Annotated in this window: 14 protein-coding genes; 9 read left to right on the forward strand and 5 right to left on the reverse strand. The window is 67.6% G+C overall.

What is annotated here, in order from left to right; all coding sequences use genetic code 11:
* The first annotated feature begins 214 nt into the window (after positions 1-214).
* Both AC16DP_RS43710 and AC16DP_RS43715 read left to right on the forward strand, forming a co-directional pair.
* On the forward strand, positions 215-1,303 hold the full coding sequence (locus AC16DP_RS43710) for a metallophosphoesterase (protein WP_329729786.1): 1,089 nt from the start codon (positions 215-217) through the stop codon (positions 1,301-1,303).
* A gap of 96 nt (positions 1,304-1,399) precedes the next feature.
* Positions 1,400-2,122 (forward strand): YebC/PmpR family DNA-binding transcriptional regulator, encoded by a 723-nt coding sequence (locus AC16DP_RS43715; protein WP_329729785.1) that lies wholly within the window; start codon positions 1,400-1,402, stop codon positions 2,120-2,122.
* 30 nt (positions 2,123-2,152) lie between these two features.
* On the opposite strand, the gene AC16DP_RS43720 is transcribed toward AC16DP_RS43715, so the two are convergent.
* On the reverse strand, positions 2,153-3,676 hold the full coding sequence (locus tag AC16DP_RS43720) for a nitroreductase family protein (protein ID WP_329729784.1): 1,524 nt from the start codon (positions 3,674-3,676) through the stop codon (positions 2,153-2,155).
* Between the two features lie 216 nt (positions 3,677-3,892).
* Here AC16DP_RS43720 and AC16DP_RS43725 point away from each other — a divergent pair, with 216 nt between their 5' ends.
* Positions 3,893-5,206 (forward strand): hypothetical protein, encoded by a 1,314-nt coding sequence (locus AC16DP_RS43725; RefSeq protein ID WP_329729783.1) that lies wholly within the window; start codon positions 3,893-3,895, stop codon positions 5,204-5,206.
* Positions 5,207-5,225: 19 nt separating this feature from the next.
* Here the strand turns inward: AC16DP_RS43725 and AC16DP_RS43730 are convergent, their stop codons facing one another.
* On the reverse strand, positions 5,226-5,669 hold the full coding sequence (locus tag AC16DP_RS43730) for a MarR family winged helix-turn-helix transcriptional regulator (RefSeq protein ID WP_329729782.1): 444 nt from the start codon (positions 5,667-5,669) through the stop codon (positions 5,226-5,228).
* Between the two features lie 122 nt (positions 5,670-5,791).
* On the opposite strand from AC16DP_RS43730, the gene AC16DP_RS43735 reads away from it, so the two are divergent.
* From AC16DP_RS43735 to AC16DP_RS43755, 5 genes are all read left to right on the forward strand, one after another.
* Positions 5,792-7,180: a TolC family protein gene (locus AC16DP_RS43735; RefSeq protein WP_329729781.1), complete on the forward strand. Its 1,389-nt coding sequence runs from the start codon at positions 5,792-5,794 to the stop codon at positions 7,178-7,180.
* Positions 7,177-8,331: an efflux RND transporter periplasmic adaptor subunit gene (locus AC16DP_RS43740; RefSeq protein ID WP_329729780.1), complete on the forward strand. Its 1,155-nt coding sequence runs from the start codon at positions 7,177-7,179 to the stop codon at positions 8,329-8,331. The genes AC16DP_RS43735 and AC16DP_RS43740 overlap by 4 nt, the downstream gene beginning before the upstream one ends.
* 2 nt (positions 8,332-8,333) lie before the next feature.
* Positions 8,334-11,480 (forward strand): efflux RND transporter permease subunit, encoded by a 3,147-nt coding sequence (locus tag AC16DP_RS43745; protein WP_329729779.1) that lies wholly within the window; start codon positions 8,334-8,336, stop codon positions 11,478-11,480.
* Positions 11,481-11,879: 399 nt separating this feature from the next.
* On the forward strand, positions 11,880-14,846 hold the full coding sequence (locus AC16DP_RS43750) for an HsdM family class I SAM-dependent methyltransferase (RefSeq protein ID WP_329729778.1): 2,967 nt from the start codon (positions 11,880-11,882) through the stop codon (positions 14,844-14,846).
* Positions 14,847-14,983: 137 nt separating this feature from the next.
* Positions 14,984-15,523: a hypothetical protein gene (locus AC16DP_RS43755; protein ID WP_329729777.1), complete on the forward strand. Its 540-nt coding sequence runs from the start codon at positions 14,984-14,986 to the stop codon at positions 15,521-15,523.
* Positions 15,524-15,541: 18 nt separating this feature from the next.
* Here the strand turns inward: AC16DP_RS43755 and AC16DP_RS43760 are convergent, their stop codons facing one another.
* The 3 genes from AC16DP_RS43760 to AC16DP_RS43770 all read right to left on the reverse strand — a co-directional run bounded on the left by AC16DP_RS43760 (position 15,542) and on the right by AC16DP_RS43770 (position 18,559).
* Positions 15,542-17,011, reverse strand: a complete 1,470-nt coding sequence (locus AC16DP_RS43760) for an MDR family MFS transporter (RefSeq protein ID WP_329729776.1) — start codon at positions 17,009-17,011, stop codon at positions 15,542-15,544.
* Between the two features lie 151 nt (positions 17,012-17,162).
* On the reverse strand, positions 17,163-17,984 hold the full coding sequence (locus AC16DP_RS43765) for a sigma-70 family RNA polymerase sigma factor (RefSeq protein WP_329729775.1): 822 nt from the start codon (positions 17,982-17,984) through the stop codon (positions 17,163-17,165).
* 194 nt (positions 17,985-18,178) lie between these two features.
* Positions 18,179-18,559 carry a VOC family protein gene (locus AC16DP_RS43770; RefSeq protein ID WP_329729811.1) on the reverse strand — a complete coding sequence of 127 codons (381 nt, stop codon included), beginning with the start codon at positions 18,557-18,559 and terminating at the stop codon, positions 18,179-18,181.
* Positions 18,560-18,675: 116 nt separating this feature from the next.
* Between AC16DP_RS43770 and AC16DP_RS43775 the strand changes: the two genes are divergently transcribed.
* On the forward strand, positions 18,676-19,749 hold the full coding sequence (locus AC16DP_RS43775) for a DMT family transporter (RefSeq protein ID WP_329729810.1): 1,074 nt from the start codon (positions 18,676-18,678) through the stop codon (positions 19,747-19,749).
* Positions 19,750-19,765 lie beyond the last annotated feature (16 nt).

A 19,765-nucleotide genomic window follows, 5' to 3' on the forward strand; every position in this document is an offset into this window, starting at 1 on the left:
GGAGCGGAACCACGGAGACACAGAACCCCTCCGTGGAAACATCCCCTCTCCCCTCGGGAGAGGGACGGGGTGAGGGTATCGGAAGCAATCGAGTTCCGATCACCCTCTCCCTCTGGGAGAGGGCTGGGGTGAGGGTCAACTGGACCCACACCGTGGCCCTTTGCCATTTGAAGCAGAAGCAGAGCCACCCCGAGCCGGTTACACATCCAGTCCGATGTCCAGCCGAGCCCGTCTCCGAAACCGCTTCCATCTGGTCGCGGCCGCCGTCACCACCCTGGTCCAGCTTCCGGCCGTGCTGTGGCTCTGCTGGCTGACCCGGACGCCGATACCGGTGCTCGTGGCGGTGCTGCTCTCCTGGCCCTACCTGCGCCAGTTGCAGAGCCCGTGGCACACCACGGATCGCAGCCTCTCCACCTACCTGGCGCTGGGCTGGTGGTCGGCCTGCCTGGTGTTCGGCCTGCTCATGGTGCCCACCGCGCTGGCCGTCCGGGCGGGCATGCCGGCCGGGGCCGCCTGGGGCCTGACCGGAGCCCTCGCGCTCGGGCTGGGGGCGGACTCGGTCCTCGGCCGTCCGAGGCTGCGGCGGCGGGTGGTGCGCGTGGAGGGCCTGCCCCCGGAGCTGGACGGCTACCGCATCGGGCAGATCTCCGACGTCCACTGTGGCCCGCACGTGCCCGAGGAGCGGGTGGCCGCCTGGGTCTCGCGCCTCAACTCACTGGAGCTGGACCTGGTGACCGTCACCGGGGACCTGATCACCCACGGCTCATCGCACGTCGAGGCGGTGGCGCGGGCGCTCGGAGGCCTGCGAGCGAAGGATGGCGCCTTCGCGTGCATGGGCAACCACGACTACTTCACCGACGGCGAGTACCTGGTGCGGCAACTGGAGCATCACGGCCTCACGGTGCTGCGCAACGAGGGGACGGTCATCGAGCGGAACGGAGCCTCGCTCTACGTGGCGGGCGTGGACGACACCTGGACGTCCCGGCACGACCTGGCCCGGGCCCTCGGAGCACGGCCGGAGGGGGCCCCGACGGTGCTGCTCGCGCACGACCCCGACCTGTTTCCGGAGGCCGAGGCCCGGGCGGTCGAGCTGACCCTCTCGGGCCACACCCATGGGGGCCAGCTGGCCGTCCCGGGGGTGCGCCGGCTCTCGCTGGCGCGGTTCATCACCGTCTGGACGGCGGGACTGTACCGGCGGGGCCGCTCGTGGCTGTACGTGAACCGGGGCGTGGGCACCACGGGGCCGCCGGCGCGGCTGGGCGCTCCGCCGGAGCTGGCGGTCATCATCCTTCGCCGGGCGTGAAGCGTGCTCCCAGGCCGGACGGGCACCTGCCCGCGGGGTGACAAGCGGCACCGATTGCCTTGAAGAAGGCCCGGGGGCTCGGCCATTCTCCGGCCCATGGGACGCATTTTCGAGACCCGCAAGACCACGATGTTCGCCCGCTGGAACAAGATGGCGAAGATCTTCACGCGGATCAGCAAGGACATCGCCATCGCGGTGAAGGCGGGAGGCCCGAGCCCGGACAACAACCCGGCCCTCCGCCGGGCGTTTCAGAACGCCCGCGCCGCGAACATGCCCAAGGACAAGGTCGAGGCCGCCATCAAGCGCGCCAGCGGCCAGGACGCCAAGGACTACGAGGTCGTCCTCTACGAGGGCTACGCGCCGCACGGCATCGCCGTCATGGTGGAGACCGCGACCGACAACGTGGTGCGCACCGTCGCCAACATCCGCATGCACTTCAAGGATTGGGGCGGCAACATGGGCAACAGCGGCAGCGTGGCCTACATGTTCCAGCGCATGGGCGTCTTCCGGCTCGCCCCCGAGGGGTTGGATCTGGAGGCGCTCGAGCTGGACCTGATCGACCACGGGTTGCAGGAGATGGGCGAGGGCACCGGCGAGAAGGGGGAGAAGCAGATCATCATCCGCTGCGCCTTCAACGACTTCGGTCAGCTCCAGTCCGCCATCGAGGCGCGGGGCATCCACCCCCTGTCCTCGGAGTCCGAGTACATCGCCCAGAACCTCCTGGAGCTGCCCGAGGACAAGGCGAAGGAAGTGCTCGAGTTGGTGGACGCATTGGAGCAGGACGAGGACGTCCAGCGCGTGTTCCACAACCTGGCGTGATGGAGCCGACGCTCACCACGCCCGGGCCGCTCAGCGGCGGGCGGACTGCTTCTGGAGCTCCGAGGCCCAGCTCCCGGCGCTCCACCCATCCCGCTCCATGCGCGCACGGCGACCGGCGGGGATGTCCTTCCAGGCGAGCCCCTGCTCCAGTTCGGGCAACGGTCCGAAGAGCGTACCGGGCGTCATCGAGGCGACGTCCTGTGCGCGCTCGAGCCGCGCGCCCTGCATGGTGACGCCGTACTCCCGCTTGACCTTGGCGTCCTTCGAGACCTTCTTCTCGACGCTCACGCCGCCTCCGAACGTCCCCTTCTCGTGGTTGAACTCGGAGTAGGCGCCGTAATGGGTACCGGGGATGGACAGCTCCATGCGAACGGTGCCCTCGGAATCGATGCTCGCCTTGCCCACCTCGAAGTCGACCCCCTTCGACGTCTTGGCCGCACCCGAGGACTCGATCTCGATGGCTGTCTTCCGGTGCCCCAGAGAGCCCTCCGCTCCGGCTTTCAATGAGCTGTCCGTCTTCCCGTATTGGGTGACACTCGTCTCCCGGGACACCTTCAGCGCCATGCCCTCGCTCTCCACGCTGAGCTCCGTCTCCTGCTTGAGCTTGAGCGTTCCGGCCCGCTGCGCATCGGTGAGATCCTTGATGCGCTGATCCACCGCCACATACGCGGCATTGCTGGGGAGCGCACTGGGCGTCTTCCACCACTCGCTCGTGAAGCGTTGATAGTCCGGATGCCCGGAGACGACGCCCAGTTCGAACTGGCTCCCGATGGGATCAACGGGTCTGCCCAACTCACGAAGTGCGAGCAAATCACCAGCCTGGGCGACTCGCTCTTTGTAACGATGGATGTACGCGTCGTACGCATCCGCGTATGCCTTCCTGGCTACCCGGTTTCCATGATGGATCAGCTCCCGGAGGCTCTCGGGCAGGTTCGCGTCGTTGCGATGGAATGCCGGGCCATCGGGCGGATCGCACGGCGCCGGCTCGGCCTTCTTGCCGGGTTCGCTCGTCACGGAGCCCTTGCTCACCGCCTGGGACAGGAACGCCTCGCGCGCCTCGGGGCTCATCTGCTTCACGTACTTCCCGAGCAGCCCGCCCTGCTCCATCCGCTCCAGCATCCGGCGGTAGTCGGCCGGAGGCAGCTTCTCCAGCTGCTCATGTACCCGGCGCACGTCCGCGTCCGTGACGGCCCAGTCCTTCCAATCCGTGTGCAGGGTGGCCTGGATGTCCGCGTAGGCCGCATCCGCCCGGGCCGCGTCCGCCGCCCTCCCGCCCAGCGCGAGCTGGCCCGCCGTCAGCCCTCCCCCTCCCTCCGTCCCCGTGGACGCTCCGCCCGGCCCCCGCGAGCGCGGCCTCTCCACGGGACCCCGGTACGTCTCCACCTGGTTGCCCGGGACCGCACCGGCCGGGGCCTCCTGCTTCCCCGTGCTCCTGCCCGTCCGCGCCGGCCCGCTCGCCGACACCCGGGATGCTGTTGCGTGGGACTCCGCGTCCGGGGCCAACGGGTCCGTGGATGCCGGGGTGTGGGACTCGCGCCGCGATACCGTACTCATGTTTCCGCCTCCGAGAGCGATGGGTGCTCGCGACCCCCACTGCAAGGGCAGCTCCAGTCCCGCTTCCCTCGGAAATCACACGGGCGGCGCTTCCACGCCCGTCCCCGGCCGGGACGAACGTCTCACCTGGCGGACATCCGCGCACAGGTGCTCGGGGGGCCATCTATCTCCCGGCAGTCCCACTCTGTTAGAAGACGAGCGTCGGAAGGGGATACCGTGGACGACAGTCACTGGATCAACTGCCCCCACTGCGGCCTCAAGCACCGGCCGAGGGCCCAGAGCCTCTGTCCCCGCTGTGGCCGGGGCTCGACGGGCGCACGGCCCTCCACCACGGCCATCCCCAGCGTCGCCGCCCTGCCCCGGCCTTCCGTGGCCATGCCGAGCGTCGCGGAGCGCACCGTCACCCCCGTGGCCAGCACTCCCGTTGCCCGGGCCGCTCCTGTCAGCATCCCCGTGGCCCCGGCCCCCGCCCGTCAGCCGGAGCACGTCCCCAACGTGGAGTACATCCCCTCCCTGGACGCCACTCCCGCCTGGGAGAGGAAGGCCCCCGCCTCCGAGCCAGCACCCCAGGCGGAAGCCGCCTCCGATGTGACCGTCGCGCTCCCCGTCGGCGGTGCCGTCCTGCTGGTGAACGCGGTCCTCCACCTCTTCGAGTTCCTCTTCCTGCCCTCGGTCTCCACCGATCCCTCGCTCCGGGCGGCCCAGCTCGCGGGCACGCTCGTCGGCGTGGGCCTGGACGTGCTGCTCGGCATCAGCTTCCTGCGCGCAAAGACCCAGCTGCGCACCCTCGGCTTCATCCGGCTCGTGGTGGGCATGTTCCTGTTCGGAGGCATGAGCCTCTACCAGGCGCAGTACCTCTTCACCCTCGTCGTGTTCGCCTTCTCCTGCGGCACGCTGGTGCTCATCTGGGGCAAGCCCTCGTCCTTCCTGGCCGGCGTGGGCCTCACCGCCGTGCTGATCGCCGTGGGCGTGGAGCTGATCGGCTTCCAGAAGCTCTCCGCCGTCCAGCCCCTGAGTGACCGGGCCCGGATCGCCCTGCGGCCGGACCTCGAGGGCCGCCAGCTCGGCGAGGGCGAATCCATCGTCGGCGAGCGCCACCCCTACAAGCTGCGCATCCCGTCGGATGGCTGGTACCGCCGCAAGAGCGAGGTGTCGCGGAGCGCGGACGCCAGCATCGACGTGTGGGTGACCCACCCGGAGTACGCCGGCAGCCTGATGGTGTCCGTGCGCGACTGGAATGACGCGGAGGCGGAGGACCTGCGCGAGGCGAGGGACGTGGAGCTGCGCGACCTGCGGGTGCAGTACCCCGACTTCGAGCTGGGCGAGACCTCCGACAACGGCACGCCCCTCGAGGACCCGAGCATCGCCACCCTCACCGGGAGCGCGGTGCGCAACGGCAGGCCGTACCTGTTCGAGGTCTCGCTCTACAGGACGAACGACACGCTGCTGCTCGTGAGGGCCTTCGCGCCCACGGCGGCCTTCGCGCCGCTGCGCCTGGAGGGCGCGAGCACGACGCTGCGGCCAGACTGAGCGCGGGGGGCCGCGGACATCAGCTCTGGGGCTCGTCCTCGGGCTGGGCAACGACCTGGGTCAGCCCCGCCTGCAGCTTGTCCAGCAGACGCTTGAGCTCCGTCAGCTCCGCCTCCGTCAGACAACGGGCCGCATCCTCATCGATCGACAGCGTCGCCTCTTCCAACGCCCCCATCGCCTCCCGGCCCGCGTCGGTGGCCTGAAGCTTCACGCACCGGCGATCCTCCCCGGCACAGCGCTTCATCAGCCCGTCCTCTTCCAGCCGATCCACCAGCCGGCTCACCGCCGGCGCATCCACCAACAACAGCTCGGCCAGCTCCGCCTGGGTCCGCACCCCCCGCACGGCGACGTATTTCACCGCCAGCAGGTGCGTGAGGGAGCGGCGCGTCTTCCCGCTCAACCGGCGGGTCAGCAGCCGGTAGAGGGTGCGCCGAAGGGCTCCTATTTGCTCCGCGAGGGTCATTTCACCTAGAACCACAATGATTGTTGTATACAACGATTGTCAATGACACCAAAAGTTCCGGCCGTTATAGGGGCAGCCGGACAGCACGCGCGACACCCGATCTTCCCTGGCTTCCCCCCGGCATGACTTCCCGTATCGCCCTCCTCTTCCTGGCGCTCGCCGCGGGCCCCGCCCTGGCCGACCAGGATCCGCTCCTGCCCACCCCGCCCCCCTTCCAGCCACACGTGGACGATCCGATGCTCACCCCCGCGCGGCCCGCCTCCAAACAGGTGGGCACCTGGGAGGAGGCGCTCGGGCTGGTGCGCGAGCGCTCCACGGACCTCCGGATCGCCGAGGCCAACGTCCAGCGCGCCGAGGGCCGCTGGCGCCAGGCCCTGGCCTCGCTCCTGCCCAACGGCCGCGTGTCGGCGGGGGTGGGACTGGATCTGCTCCACCCCAGCCTCGCCGTGGGCCCCACGGGCGCGCCGCTCATCACCCCGGCCGACGCGGAGTTCCGGCCCACCGTGCCGCTCGCGAGTGGCGCGGTGTCCCTGACGCAGTCGGTGGTGGACATCAGCGCCTGGCGCGGGCTGTCGTCGGCCTCGGCGGCCGAGGACGGCGCCCAGGCGAACCTCCAGGACGTGCAGCGCCGCCTCACCCTGGGCCTGGCGCGCACCCTGGTGGCCACCGTGGCCGCCGAGCGCGCCGCGGAGATCAACCGAGTGGGCCTGCGCCGGGCCCTGGAGCGCGCCGCGCTCGCCCAGCGCTCGCTGGAGCTGGGCGCGGGCACGCAGCTGGACGTGGTGCGCGTGCGCCAGGACGTGGAGGTGGCCCGGCAGTCGCTCATCTCCGGTGACGAGCAGCTGCGCCGCGCCCGCGAGGCGCTCGGCCTGTCCCTGGGCCTGCCCCAGGAGGTGGGGGTGAATCCGTCCTTCCAGCTGCAGGGCCTGGTGGAGCAGACCCGGGCCACCTGCACCCCGCTGAAGGCCCTGGGTGAGCGGCCGGATCTCGAGGCCGCCCGCGCCCAGGTGGAGTCGGCCCACGAGAGCACGCGGCAGGCGTCCGCCGGCTACCTGCCCACGCTCGGCATCAACAGCAACGTCAACGCCTTCACCACGGATCCCGGCCCCGCACGGGTGGCCACCTGGAGCATCGCCGCCGTCCTGTCGGTGCCTCTCTGGGAAGGGGGCGGACGGGCGGGAATCGTCCGCGAGCGCGCGGGTTTGGAGCAGCAGGCGGCCGAGACGCTCGAGCGCACCCGGCGCGACGTGGAGGTGGAGGTGGCGCGCGCCCGGCGGAGCGTGGAGGTGTCCGAGTCGCTGGTGAAGACGGCGGCCGCGGCACTCGAGCTGTCCGCGAAGACGGATCAGCTCACCCGGCGAGCGTTCGAGGTGGGCCGCGGCAGCAGTCTGGAACTGGTACAGAGCGGGGCGGCCCTGCGGCAGGCGGAGCTGGCGCTGGCCCTGCGTGAATTCGAGCTTGTCCAGGCGCGCCTGGACGCATTTCTGACGGAGGCCCGGTGCGACTGGTGAGAAGGGTACGCCCCCTGAAGGCGCTGGTGGTGGGACTGTGGGGTGCCGCTGTCGCGGCGGGAGTGTCTGGCTGCGGTGGCAAGCCGCCGGCCAAGGCCGCTCCTCCACCCCGTGAGATCGAGGTGGTGCAGCTGTCGCCGAGCGAGGTGCGCGACACGAGCGAGTACCTCGGCAGCCTGATGTCGCGGCAGAGCGTCAACGTGCTGCCGCAGGTGGCCGGCTACGTGCGCCGCATCCACGTGCGCCCGGGCCAGAAGGTGGAGGCCGGCGCCCCGCTGCTCGACGTGGACGCCCGCGAGGAGACAGCGGCGCTCGAGACGGCCCGCGCCCAGCGTACCTCCTCCGAGGTGAACCTGGAGCAGGCCCGCCGCACGAGTGCCCGCATCGAGTCCCTCTACAAGGAGGGGCTGGCGAGCGCCCAGGAGCTGGAGCAGGCCCGGGCCCAGGTGGCGGCGCTGGAGGCCAATACGCGCGCCGCCGCCGCCACGGAGTCCCAGCGCGAGGTGCAGCTGCAGTTCAACACCGTGCGCGCCCCCTTCGCCGGCACCGTGGGCGACGTGCTCGCCCGCGTGGGTGACTTCGTGAGCGCCACCACGCCGCTGACGAGCATCGCCCAGGCGGATGTGCTCGAGGTGAGCGTGGCCGTGCCCTCCGAGCGAGCCCGCTCGCTGCGTCCCGAGACGCCGCTCGAGGTGCTCGACTCCCAGGGCAAGGTGCTCATCTCCAGCCCCATCTTCTTCGTGGCCCCCCAGGCCGACCCGCGCACCCAGCTGGTCGAGGTGAAGGCGGCCTTCCGCAACACCGTGGGCCTGCGTCCCAGCGAGCTGGTGCGCGCGCGGCTCGTCTACTCCACCCGCCAGGCGCTGCAACTGCCCGCGCTCGCGGTGGTGCGCCAGAGCGGCCAGCCCTTCGCCCTCGTCGTGGTGGAGAAGGACGGCCAGACGGTGGTGGAGCGCCGCCCGGTGAAGCTCGGGGCGCTCGGGGAGATGGCCTACGTGGTGGAGGGCGGATTGAAGGAGGGTGAGCAGGTGGCCGTCACCTCGCTGCAGGCGCTGCGTCACGGCGCGCCGGTGAAGGTGAAGCCCTCGCCCGCCCGGGCCGTCACGCAGGGCTCCGAGGGCGGTGGTGGAGCCGCCGGGGGCAGCCGCTAACCATGTTCGTCGATTTCTTCATCCGCAGGCCCGTCTTCGCCGCGGTCTGCTCCATCCTGCTGACGTTGGTGGGGGCGATCGCCATTCCCACCCTTCCCATCGCCCAGTACCCGGATCTCGCCCCGCCCCAGGTGACCGTCACCAGCACCTACGTGGGCGCGAGCGCCGAGGTCGTGGAGAGCGCCGTCACCATTCCGATCGAGCAGGAGCTCAACGGCGTGGAGGGCATGCGCTACATCACCTCCACCAGCAGCAACGACGGCACCAGTCAGATCACCGTCACCTTCGAGCCCACGCGCGACATCGAGGTGGCGGCCGTGGACGTGCAGAACCGCGTGAGCCGCGCCGCCTCGCGTCTGCCCGCCCAGGTGAACCAGACGGGCATCGTCGTCAACAAGGCCTCCAGCCAGATGCTGCTGACGATCGGCCTGTCCAGCCCGGACAACCGCTACGACGCCAGGTTCCTCAGCAACTACGCCGACGTGAACCTCAAGGACGCCATCAAGCGCGTGCGCGGCGTGGGCGAGGTGCGCATCTTCGGCGAGCGCAAGTTCTCCATGCGCCTGTGGTTGGATCCCACCCAGCTGGCGCGCCGCAACCTCACCCCCCAGGACGTGGTGCGCGCCCTCCAGGAGCAGAACCTCCAGGTGGCCGCGGGCCAGGTGGGCCAGCCGCCCTCCACCGACGAGCAGCCCTATCAGATCGCCGTGCGCGCGCGCGGCCGGCTCGTCGAGCCCGAGGAGTTCGGGGAGATCGTCCTCCAGCGCAACACCACCGACGGCAAGCTCGTGCGCGTCAAGGACGTGGCCCGCGTGGAGCTCGGCGCGGAGAACTACGGCACGCTGCTGCGCTTCAACGGGCGCACCGGCGTGGGCCTCGCCATCTTCCAGCTCCCCACCGCCAACGCGCTCGACGTGCGTGACGGCGTCATCAAGGAGATGGACCGGCTCGCCCAGCAGTTCCCCCCGGGGCTCGAGTACAGGCCGGGCAACGACACCACGCTCGCGGTGCGCGCCTCCGTCAACGAGGTGGTGCACACCCTGATCGAGGCCATCGCGCTCGTCATCCTCGTCATCTTCCTGTTCCTGCACGGCTGGCGCAGCGTGCTCATCACCGCCCTCACCCTCCCCGTCTCGCTGGTGGGCACCTTCGCCTTCGTCTACCTGATGGGCTTCTCCATCAACACGCTCACCCTGTTCGGCCTCACATTGGCCACGGGCCTCGTGGTGGACGACGCCATCGTCGTCATCGAGAACATCGAGCGGTTGATGGTGGAGAAGCACCTGACGGCCATGCAGGCGGCTCGCGAGGGCATGAAGGAGGTGGCCGGCGCGGTGGTGGCCATCTCCATCGTGCTGGTGGCGGTGTTCATCCCCGTGGCGCTCTTCCCCGGCACCACGGGCGCCATCTACCGCCAGTTCGCTCTCACCATCGCCGCGTCGGTGGCCCTGTCCACCTTCTGCGCCCTCACCCTGACGCCCGCCCTGAGCGCCCGCCTGCTCCAGCACCACCACGGCGAGAAGTGGATCTTCTTCCGCTGGATGGACAAGGCGCTCGACTGGACGAAGGCCGTCTACGGCCGGGGCCTGCGCTCGCTGCTCGCGCACCCCGTCATCATCCTCGTGGCGTTCCTCCTGTGCATCGCGGGCACGGTGCTGCTGTTCCGCACGGCGCCCACCGGCTTCATCCCCGACGAGGACCAGGGCTACCTCATCATCTCCGTGCAGGGGCCCGAGGGCATGTCGCTCGCCCAGACGGAGAAGGTGCTGGCCGAGGCGGAGCAGATCCTCGAGGCCCAGCCCGAGGTGGTCACCATCTTCGCCATCGGCGGGTTCTCCTTCCAGGGCACCGGCCCCAACTACGCCACCATCTTCATTCCCCTGCTGCCCTGGGAGAAGCGGCCCCACCCGAACCAGTCCGTGGCCGCGCTGGTGGAGCGGCTGCGCGGGCCGCTCGCCTCCATCGGTGGAGCCCGCGTCATGCCCCTGCAGCCCCCCGCCATCCGCGGCGTGGGCAGCGTGGGCGGCTTCCAGTTCATCATCGAGGACGTCGGAGGCAGCATCTCGTTGGATCAGCTGGCCTCGACCGCCCAGGAGCTGGTGGCCAACGGCAACCAGGACAGCCGCCTGCGCGGCGTCTTCACCTCCTTCAACGCCGACACGCCGCTGCTGGACGTGGAGGTGGATCGCCAGAAGGCCAAGGCGCTCGGCGTTCCCATCGAGCAGATCTTCGGCACCATGCAGCTCTACATGGGCAGCCAGTACGTCAACGACTTCAACTACGCGAACCGCACCTACCGCGTCTACGTCCAGGCCGAGCAGCAGTTCCGCGACAACCCCTCGGACATCGGCGCCTTCTACACGCGCACCGACACCGGCGCGATGATTCCCCTGGAGTCGCTGGTGAAGGTGACGCCCACGGCCTCCGCCCAGGTCATCCGGCACCACAACCTGTTCCGCGCCGTGGAGATCAACGGACAGGCCGCTCCGGGCGCCTCCTCCGGCCAGGCGCTGGACGCCATGGACCAGCTCGCCGCGCAGCAACTGCCCCAGGGCATGAGCTCGGAGTGGACGGGCATCAGCCTCGAGCAGAAGGAGAGCGGCGGTCAGACGCTGATCATCTTCGCCCTCGGCCTGCTGTTCGTGTTCCTGGTGCTCGCGGCCCAGTACGAGAGCTTCACCCTGCCCTTCGTCATCATCCTCTCGGTGCCGCTGGCCATCATGGGCGCGCTGGGACTGCAGCTGGCGCGTGGCTACGCCAATGACGTCTTCTGCCAGGTCGGACTGGTGATGCTGGTGGGTCTGGCCAGCAAGAACGCCATCCTCATCGTGGAGTTCGCCGAGCAGCTGCGCGAGAGCGGCAAGAGCGCCATCGACGCCGTGGTCGAGGCCGCCGAGGTACGTCTGCGCCCCATCCTCATGACGTCCATCGCCTTCCTGCTGGGCGTGGTGCCGCTCATGATGGCCAAGGGCGCCGGTGCCGCCGCGCGCAACTCGCTGGGCACGGCCGTGTTCGGCGGAATGCTCGTGTCCACCGTCGTCAACTTCGTCTTCATCCCCGGCCTGTACGTGCTGATGCAGCAGCTCCGGGGAGCGGCGAAGCGCGGCGGCGTGGAGCCGGAGACCATCGCTCCCGCCCCCGCGCCGTGACGTGAGCCCGGGGCCTGGGCCACTCGTCGAGGGCCCGGGCCGAACTCTCCCCCACTCGCTCATAAGGTCACTGCAGATGGACGAGGCGGAGCGTTGGCGCACTACACCTTCCAGCCCCGAACCGTTCTAACTGGTCCGACCATTGGACCAGCCATTCGAGGTACTATCCGGTCACTTCAACCGTTCTCCAAGGGAGAATTCCCTTCGGAGACGTGCTTCGCCCGGAGGATAAGTGACCTCGTAGTACTAGCTCCGCGACGGTGTCGAGGAACCAAGTGAACACTCCACCAGTCCGGTGTGGACACAACCCGGTGTGGACAGAAACCACGTCCGGGGACTTAGAGCGGGGAACAGAAGTGGAGATTGCTTCGTGCGTAGAGCTTCGAAGAAGATGCCGCCGTGTCTGACGAACTCGTTCAGCAGATAGAGAGCTACGGCGCGACGCGCGACCAGCTCGTCGATCTGACGCAAGAGGAACCACGCACTCTGCGCTACCTCGATCTCGTCCGCGCACGGGATGAAGATCGTCCAGTGTTGGCGTTGGAATCGCAGCGCCAGCCGCGCGCCTATGTCTTCGATGCGCGCCAATCGGCGTTCAATCTTGGAGCATGGGTGCGACGCATCGCGTTTCGCGGCGATGCGGACTACATTGCAGTTCTCCGACCTGGCCGACTCGACGTCTACCCAGTCGTGCTTGGAGGGAATTCACCACCGGCATCTCTGAAGGACCTACCGGAAGGTCCTTTGCGGTTCCCGACACTGCTTCAAAAGCCGCAAGCAGGCGAAGCGATCGGAATTCGCACGCAGTTGAGGAACCTACTGCGCCAGTCGATCGAGAATGCACGGAGGCTAGGCCATGCGGCGAGCGTCAATGCGCACGATGCTATTTCCCTCGTTGGACGCGCTCTATTCTGGCGCTTCCTCATCGATCGGCAACTCCTTCAGGGTCTCAATCCCAGTGAGATATGCGGGGATAGCAAAGCACAAGCCTTCGCGGATTGCCTCGTGACGCGAGCGCGCTCGCTCAAAACCTTTGATTGGCTCGATCAAACCTTTAACGGCAGTTTTCTTCAATTCCGCACCAAGGAGCGCGCGTCAGAACTGCCAGAGATTATCTACAATCAAGTAGTCGGAAATATCTCGCATGCAGCTACAGCCGAAGGACAGCTCGAACTGCCTTCCGAGTGGCGTCACGTGAACTTTGCCCACGTTCCTGTCGGTCTACTCAGCGAGGTTTATGAGGCGTACGCCCACCAGGAAGACACAGATGCTGCGGAAGGCGAGAGCATCTTCTACACACCACGCCATATCGCTGAATTCATGGTAGAGGAGTCGTTCGCCTCGCTCGATCACGTCGAAGCTCCACGCGTGCTTGACCCCGCCGCTGGCGCGGGCGTGTTTCTCGTCGCCGTATTCCGCGCACTTGTCGCACGCGAGTGGGCACGTACGAAACGTCAACCATCGCGAAGGGTCATTCGGCGAATTCTTTACAATCAACTCGCTGGATTTGACATTAACGATGAGGCACTGAGGCTTGCTGAACTCGCGCTCTACCTTACCGCTATCGAACTCGATCCGCAGCCCAACCCACAACCGCTCTCCCTACTCAAGTTCGAGAAGCCGCTTCGCGGTATGGCGCTCCACCTGCGCGGAGGGGGTCATTCTCGTGGGAGCCTCGGCCCCGTAGATCCGGAGCACAAGGAGCAGTTCGACCTCGTCATCGGAAATCCACCGTGGACGGCCGATGCCAGCATTGAAGACAAACAGCGCTGGGCCAACGACTCTCGGGAACTCGTGAAGTCCCGGCTGGGAGATGCACGATCCAAGACGTTTACCTTTCCAGATGCCTTCCCGGACATTCCGTTTGTCTACCGTGCCATGGAGTGGGCTCGTCCTCGTGCGCAAATCGCGCTTGTGACGCATGCTCGCTGGTTATTTCCTGGAAAGGCGGATGAAGCGCGACGTGACTTGCTCCAGAGCGTCCAAGTAACAGGACTCCTCAACGGAACAGCCCTGCGAGAAACGTCGGTTTGGCCGAATAGCCGAGCACCTTTCGCTATCCTCTTTGCATGCAACGCCAGACCGGAGCACGGAAGTGCATTCCAGTTCGTCAGTCCGCTGGTCAGTGACAAGGACCAGAAAGCGCAGCGTCTTCTTCGCATTGATTGGAACGACGCAAAAGTCGTCAGCGTCGATAATGCAGTCACCAAACCGTGGCTTCTGAAGACGCGATTTCGTGGCACGGGGTTCGACGAGCAGATCGTAAACCGACTCATGGCCGCTCACCCGTCGTTGGTGGACTACGTCGAAAAGACGCTCGGCACAACGATACGAAACGGATACCGCGTCGGTAATCGCAAGAATTCCACCAAATGGCTGCGTGATATGCCGTGCATCACACCGCGGCTCAAGAAATCCCCAGAAAATCAACTTGAACCTCCAATCGGATTCTGGGTCGATCCCAGTTCACTACTTCCGTGCGGAGAGGCACAGGTTGAAGCTTCCCGCCCACGCAATGCCTACACTGCTCCTCTCCTTCTCGTACGGCAGTCGCCCCCGGCGAATCCCTCAGAGCCACGAGCCGTCGTAGCCGGAGCAGAATCCAAATCTGAGGTTGCATTCTCACAATCGTGGCACGGGGCGTCATTCGCGCAAGTAGATGACGGTCTTGATGAAGCTCGTTGGCTACAACTGCTATTGCAATCGAAAGTTTTTCTCTACTTTGCGCTTCTTACCGACGGCGCATTCGGGGTCGAGCGCGACAGGTACGTTCTTGAGACGTTGAAGGCGTTCCCAGTCATCCCCCTCAAGCGACTAGCGAAACCACAGCGGCGGGTAGCCCTGGAACTCTCCAAGACGCTTTGGACATCCGGCTGGTCAGAGGCGCTTGAAAAACGCATCGACAAGCTCGTATTTGACACATACGACCTCGATGACATCGACCGAGACAACGTTTGTGACACGCTCGATACGGCACTACCGTACGCGAAGAATCGGCGCCGCGCGTTGACTCCTCCGAAGCCTCATGAAATCAAGCGATTCACGGAAGTGCTCCAAGAAGAGCTTTCCCACGTACTAGCAACGTCGAATGAGCGTGCTTGCGTACGACTCCGAACCGAAGTGAACACAGGGCCATGGAGCGTGCTACAGGTCGATCGACTTACGCACAAGACCAGGACTCCTGGCGACATCGCCATCCCATGGGCCAAGGTTCTTCAGGAAGCAGATGCATCGGGAGCGACGCTTGTGACGGTGAGCATTGATGCGGTAACAACGCTCGCTGCCATCCTTCATCACTACCGATACTGGACACCTACACGTGCGCGGATGCTGGCGCTGTCCATCCTTGAGGGGAAAAGCTCGTGAGTTCTCGCACGCACCTCTCAACATCAGTGCGCGTGTCTGACGCACAACCACCCATCTCAAGCGATCTACGTAATGCAGTCATCGCATCCATCCGGTGGGCTTGGGCCCAGTTGCGGTCCGACCGGCAAATAGAACTGATGACAGTTGATGAGGAACAACTCACCAACAAGATCGAAGCGCTTCTCAATGAGAAGCGCGGCGGCAAACGAAGAGCGTCCATGCTTCGCTTGTTTGGAAGAGTGGAGCGGAGTGGCCAGCATCGGGCATCGGGCAAGTCTTTCCGCCAGTCACCGGATCTTATGTTCCAACCGAAAAAAGAGCCGCGTGATGTCACCGATCTGAGTGCATGGGGCCTATTCGCTGAATGCAAGGTGGTAAGCCCCAAACGGAATCATGCAGTCGATGTGTGGTACTGCGAACAAGGTGTCGCGAAGTTCGCGGACGGACGATACGCACCAAAGATGTCTTCGGGACTCATGGTGGCGTACGTCCGGGATGGACGAAAGCCGCACTCGACGCTGCTCCCTCTGCTCAAAGATGCATTCAAAACTGCGTCTATTTTCCCGCATGAGACGGACACGAACCTTCTCACTTCTTACCATGAGCGAACAACGCTCACGCCCCCCTGTGTTGCTATCGAGCTCACCCATCTCTGGCTAGACGCGCGCCCAGATTGACTTTTCACTGCGGGCGCGTCAGTGAGGCGCCGCCACGTCGGTGGAGGAGAGCGCCACGCCCTCGCCGCGCTGCACCTTGGGGAAGAAGAGCCCCGCGGCGAAGGCGGCCACGGTGGCGGCGCAGATGATCCAGAAGTTGATCGTCAGCCCCGTGCCGAGCGCTCCGCTCAACGACTGGAACAAGGCCGGAGACAGGCCACGGCCATGCTCGGGGCCGAGCAGCTCGTTGGCGGCGGCCAGGGGGACACTCGGATCCTTCATGAGCTGGGAGACCACCACGCCGCCCATCAACCCCACCCCGAGCGCCCCTCCGATGGTGCGGAAGAACATGTGGCTCGCCGTCGCCACCCCGCGTAGCTCCCAGCCCACGCTGGTCTGCACCGCGATGAGCAGCGAGGTGGCCGTGAAGCCCAGGCCGATGCCGAACAGCGCCATCGCCAGCTCCGGAATCAGCAGCGAGGACTGCGGCTTGAGCAACAGCGCCATCGCCCCCGTGCCGATCACCGTGAGCCCCAGCCCTCCGACGATGAGCGGACGGAAGCCCGTCTTGAGCAACAGCCGCCCCGCGACCAGGCTCGCCACGGGCCAGCCGACGATCATCGGGGTGATCATCCCTCCCGCCAGCGTGGCCGAGCCGCCCAGCACGCCCTGCACGTACAGCGGCACGTAGGTGGTGGCCCCGAACATCGCCGCCGAGAAGAGCGCCGCCGCCACCGAGGCGATGGCGATGGCGGGATTCTTGAAGAGGCTCATGGGGATGATGGGCTCGGCCACCTTGCGCTCCACCCACACGAAGGCGGCGAGCAGCACGACGCCCAACAGCAGCTCCGGCAGGTTGCGGCCGATTCCCTGCACGCCGAAGAGCAACGCCACCACGCCCGCCGAGAGCAACACCGCGCCCGCGTAGTCCAGCTTCTGCGGCTTGTGCTGCACCTGCTCGTGGAAGAAGAACACCAGCAGCGCGAGCGCTCCCAACCCCACCGGCACGTTGATGAAGAAGACCCAGTGCCAGGTGAGGTACTTCACGATGAGGCCACCGGTGAGCGGGCCCACCAGCCCCGCGATCCCCCACACCCCGCTGAAGACGCCCTGCACCCTCGCGCGCTGCTGCAGCGTGTAGATGTCCCCGATGATGGTGAGCGAGACGGGCTGCATCGCTCCCGCCCCCAGCCCCTGCAGCGTGCGGAAGGCGATCAGCATGTTCATCGACGTGGACAGCCCACTGAGGACGGAGCCCGCGAGGAACAGGACGATGCCGAAGAGCAGCACGGGCTTGCGCCCATAGAGGTCCGCCAGCTTGCCGAAGATGGGCACCGTCACGGTGGAGGCCAGCATGTACGCGGTGAAGACCCAGGCGTAGCTCTGCAACCCGCCCAGCTCACTGACCACCGTGGGCATGGCGGTGGAGACGACGGTCATCTCCAGCGCCGCCATGAAGAGACTCAAGGCCAGGGCAACGGTGGTCAGGGGACGGTGGGTGGTTCTCATGCTGTCGGGGCGGGGTTGTCGGGCGGAGAGGTGGCGCCCTGCTTAACGGGTGGAGCCCAGGGCCGCCATCGTCAAGTATTCCCGTCCCCACCGCGAGTCCGGATGCCCGCTCGCCCGGTGTCAGCGCGCGTGGACTCCGCGTGCCGGACACTCACCGGGGGTTTTCGGCCTCGAGCGCCCGTGACAACGCCTGGCGCACCGCCGCGCGCACCGGCGCGGGCACCTCGTCCCCCGGGATGCGCCGGCACAGGGACACCGTCCGCTTGAGCGAGTCGCACGCCTCGGCACAGCGCGGGCACCGCGACAGATGGTCCTCGAGGCGCACGCACGTGGCCTGGTCCACCTCCTGCGCGGCGAACGCCGAGAGCTCCTGCGCCAGCTCCGGACATCCCCGGGCCTCGTCCTGGGCACCCTCCCCCATCAGCGTGGAGAGGTGCTCGCGCAGTTGGAGACGCGCGCGGTGCAGCCGGCTCTTGAGCGCCCGCACCTCGATCCCCACCACCTGCGCCGCCTCCTCGGCCGTGAGGCCCTCCACGTCCCGGAGGATGAGCACCTCGCGCTGTGCCTCGGGCAACGCGAGGATGGCCGCCTGCAACACCTCTCCCATCTGCCGCGCGTGGGAGACCATGTCCGGAGCCGCATCCGCCGCGGCCACCTGGGCCGCCGCGGGAGAATCCAGGGGCTGGAGCTCCTCGGGGGCTCCGGCGCGGCGGCGGCGCAGGCGGAAGCAGTGCGTGCGGGCCACCTGGAACAGCCACGTGGACAGCTGCGCGTCGCCCCGGAACGCGTGGATGCCCCGGAAGGCCGCGAGCAGCGTCTCCTGGAGCACCTCCTTGGCGTCCTCCTCCGAGCCGCACATGCGCAGGCCGAAGCGGTACACCTGCTTCTCGTGACGGGCGAGCAGCTCGTCCACGGCCTTGCCGTCACCCGAGCGCACGGCCTCCAACAGCTGCCCATCGGTTCGCGTCGCCATCTCCCGGTCGCCTCCTCGCGCTCCTTCCGCGGCCGGGGAGCGCCAGGCAGCCAGGATGCCTCGTGTCAGGGCGCGGCTCCAACCGATTCCGCGCTCACGCTCCGCCGCGTCTGTAACAGCTGGGCGAGGTCCATGCCGGCGAACATGGCGGGCACGAAGACGAGCCAAAGCCCACCCGCAGGCGGAAGGGGGCCTCAGCCGCCGCGGAACACCGCCTCCATGTTGTTGCCATCGGGATCGAGCACGAAGGCGGCGTAGTAGCCCGGCGGGTAGCCCTGGGGCGTGCGCGGCCCGGGCGGACCGTTGTCCGTGCCACCTGCCTTCACGGCGGCGGCGTGGAAGGCGTCGACCTCGGCCCTGCTCCTGGCGGCGAAGGCGGTGTGCTGCTTGACGGAGTGCGGATGGAACCGGTCGATCCAGAAGATCGGGTAGTCGATGCCGTAGCCGATGCCGTCGGACCCATCGCCTTCGGGAAGCTGCATGACCCGGCGCAGGCCGAGGGCTCCGAGCGCGGCATCGTAGAAGGCAGCGGAGCGGGCGACGTCGGCGACGCCAATGCCAGTGTGGTCGATCATCTCCACAGGTGTACTTCACCCGCAGGAAGCAGGTGAAGGTACCGGGAATTATCTGTAGGAAACGGGTCCCTGGAGCCACATCGCGCTCACTCCCGAGGAGGGTCCGTACGGTGTCCATGTCGCCGGAGGTGAAGGGGGCGCTGATGGGCCTCGGAGCCGCGGCCCTGTTCGGCCTGAGCGCGCCGCTGTCCAAGCTGCTCCTGCCCACGAGCGGCCCCCTGCTGCTCGCCTCGCTGCTCTACCTGGGCGGAGGACTGGGGCTGTCCCTCGTGGGCGCCGTGACGCGGCTTCGCCGGACCGCGAGCCCCCGCCGGGAGGCACCCCTGGAGCGAAGGGACGGGCCCCTGCTCGCGGGCGTCATCCTCTGCGGGGGAATGCTCGGCCCCGTGCTGATGCTGGTGGGCCTCGAGCGGCTGTCAGGGGTGAGCACCTCCCTGCTGCTCAACCTGGAGGGGCCCTTCACCATCCTCCTGGCCGTGCTCCTGTTCGGCGAGCACCTGGGCCGCCGGGCAGCCCTCGCCGCCGGGTTCATCTTCTGCGGCGCGGCGGTGCTCGGGCTCCAGGCGGGCGAGGTGCATGCGGACGGGCCCGGAGTCCTGGCCGTGGCGGGCGCGTGCCTGTCCTGGGCGGTGGACAACAACCTCACCCAACGCCTCTCCCTGAAGGACCCCGTGGCCGTGGTGCGCATCAAGGCCCTGGGAGCCGGGGCCTGCATGCTCGCCCTCTCTGTCGTGACAGGACAACAGCCGCTCCCAGGGCCTGGAGTCCTCGCCGCGGCGCTCGCGCTCGGGGCGGCCAGCTACGGCCTGAGCATCGTCCTGGACATGTACGCCCTGCGCCTGCTCGGGGCCGCACGCGAGGCCGCCTACTTCGCCACGGCCCCCTTCCTCGGAGCCCTGGCCGCCCTCCCGCTGCTCGGCGAGCGGCTGTCCCTCACGCAACTGCTGGGCGGCGCCGCCATGGTGCTGGGCGTCGTCCTCCTCGTGCGCGAGCGCCACGGCCACGTGCACACGCACGAGCCGATGGAGCACGAGCACCTGCACGTGCACGACGCACACCACCAGCACGAGCACCCGGGCCTGACGGACATCTCCGAGCCCCACAGCCACCCGCACCGGCACGTGCCCCTCACCCACGATCATCCGCACGTGTCGGATCTGCACCATCGGCACAAGCACGGGCCGCACTGAGCCCGCGTTTCGTCCC

This window comes from Archangium sp. (genome assembly GCF_057119385.1).

Bases quoted from the DNA above. Each gene is read 5' to 3' on its own strand.
- AC16DP_RS43765 (WP_329729775.1), bottom strand. From the start codon at position 17,984: ATGGCGACGCGAACCGATGGGCAGCTGTTGGAGGCCGTGCGCTCGGGT.
- AC16DP_RS43770 (WP_329729811.1), bottom strand. From the start codon at position 18,559: ATGATCGACCACACTGGCATTGGCGTCGCCGACGTCGCCCGCTCCGCT.
- AC16DP_RS43710 (WP_329729786.1), top strand. From the start codon at position 215: ATGTCCAGCCGAGCCCGTCTCCGAAACCGCTTCCATCTGGTCGCGGCC.
- AC16DP_RS43730 (WP_329729782.1), bottom strand. From the start codon at position 5,669: ATGACCCTCGCGGAGCAAATAGGAGCCCTTCGGCGCACCCTCTACCGG.
- AC16DP_RS43715 (WP_329729785.1), top strand. From the start codon at position 1,400: ATGGGACGCATTTTCGAGACCCGCAAGACCACGATGTTCGCCCGCTGG.
- AC16DP_RS43735 (WP_329729781.1), top strand. From the start codon at position 5,792: ATGACTTCCCGTATCGCCCTCCTCTTCCTGGCGCTCGCCGCGGGCCCC.
- AC16DP_RS43720 (WP_329729784.1), bottom strand. From the start codon at position 3,676: ATGAGTACGGTATCGCGGCGCGAGTCCCACACCCCGGCATCCACGGAC.
- AC16DP_RS43755 (WP_329729777.1), top strand. From the start codon at position 14,984: ATGACAGTTGATGAGGAACAACTCACCAACAAGATCGAAGCGCTTCTC.
- AC16DP_RS43760 (WP_329729776.1), bottom strand. From the start codon at position 17,011: ATGAGAACCACCCACCGTCCCCTGACCACCGTTGCCCTGGCCTTGAGT.
- AC16DP_RS43775 (WP_329729810.1), top strand. From the start codon at position 18,676: ATGTCGCCGGAGGTGAAGGGGGCGCTGATGGGCCTCGGAGCCGCGGCC.
- AC16DP_RS43745 (WP_329729779.1), top strand. From the start codon at position 8,334: ATGTTCGTCGATTTCTTCATCCGCAGGCCCGTCTTCGCCGCGGTCTGC.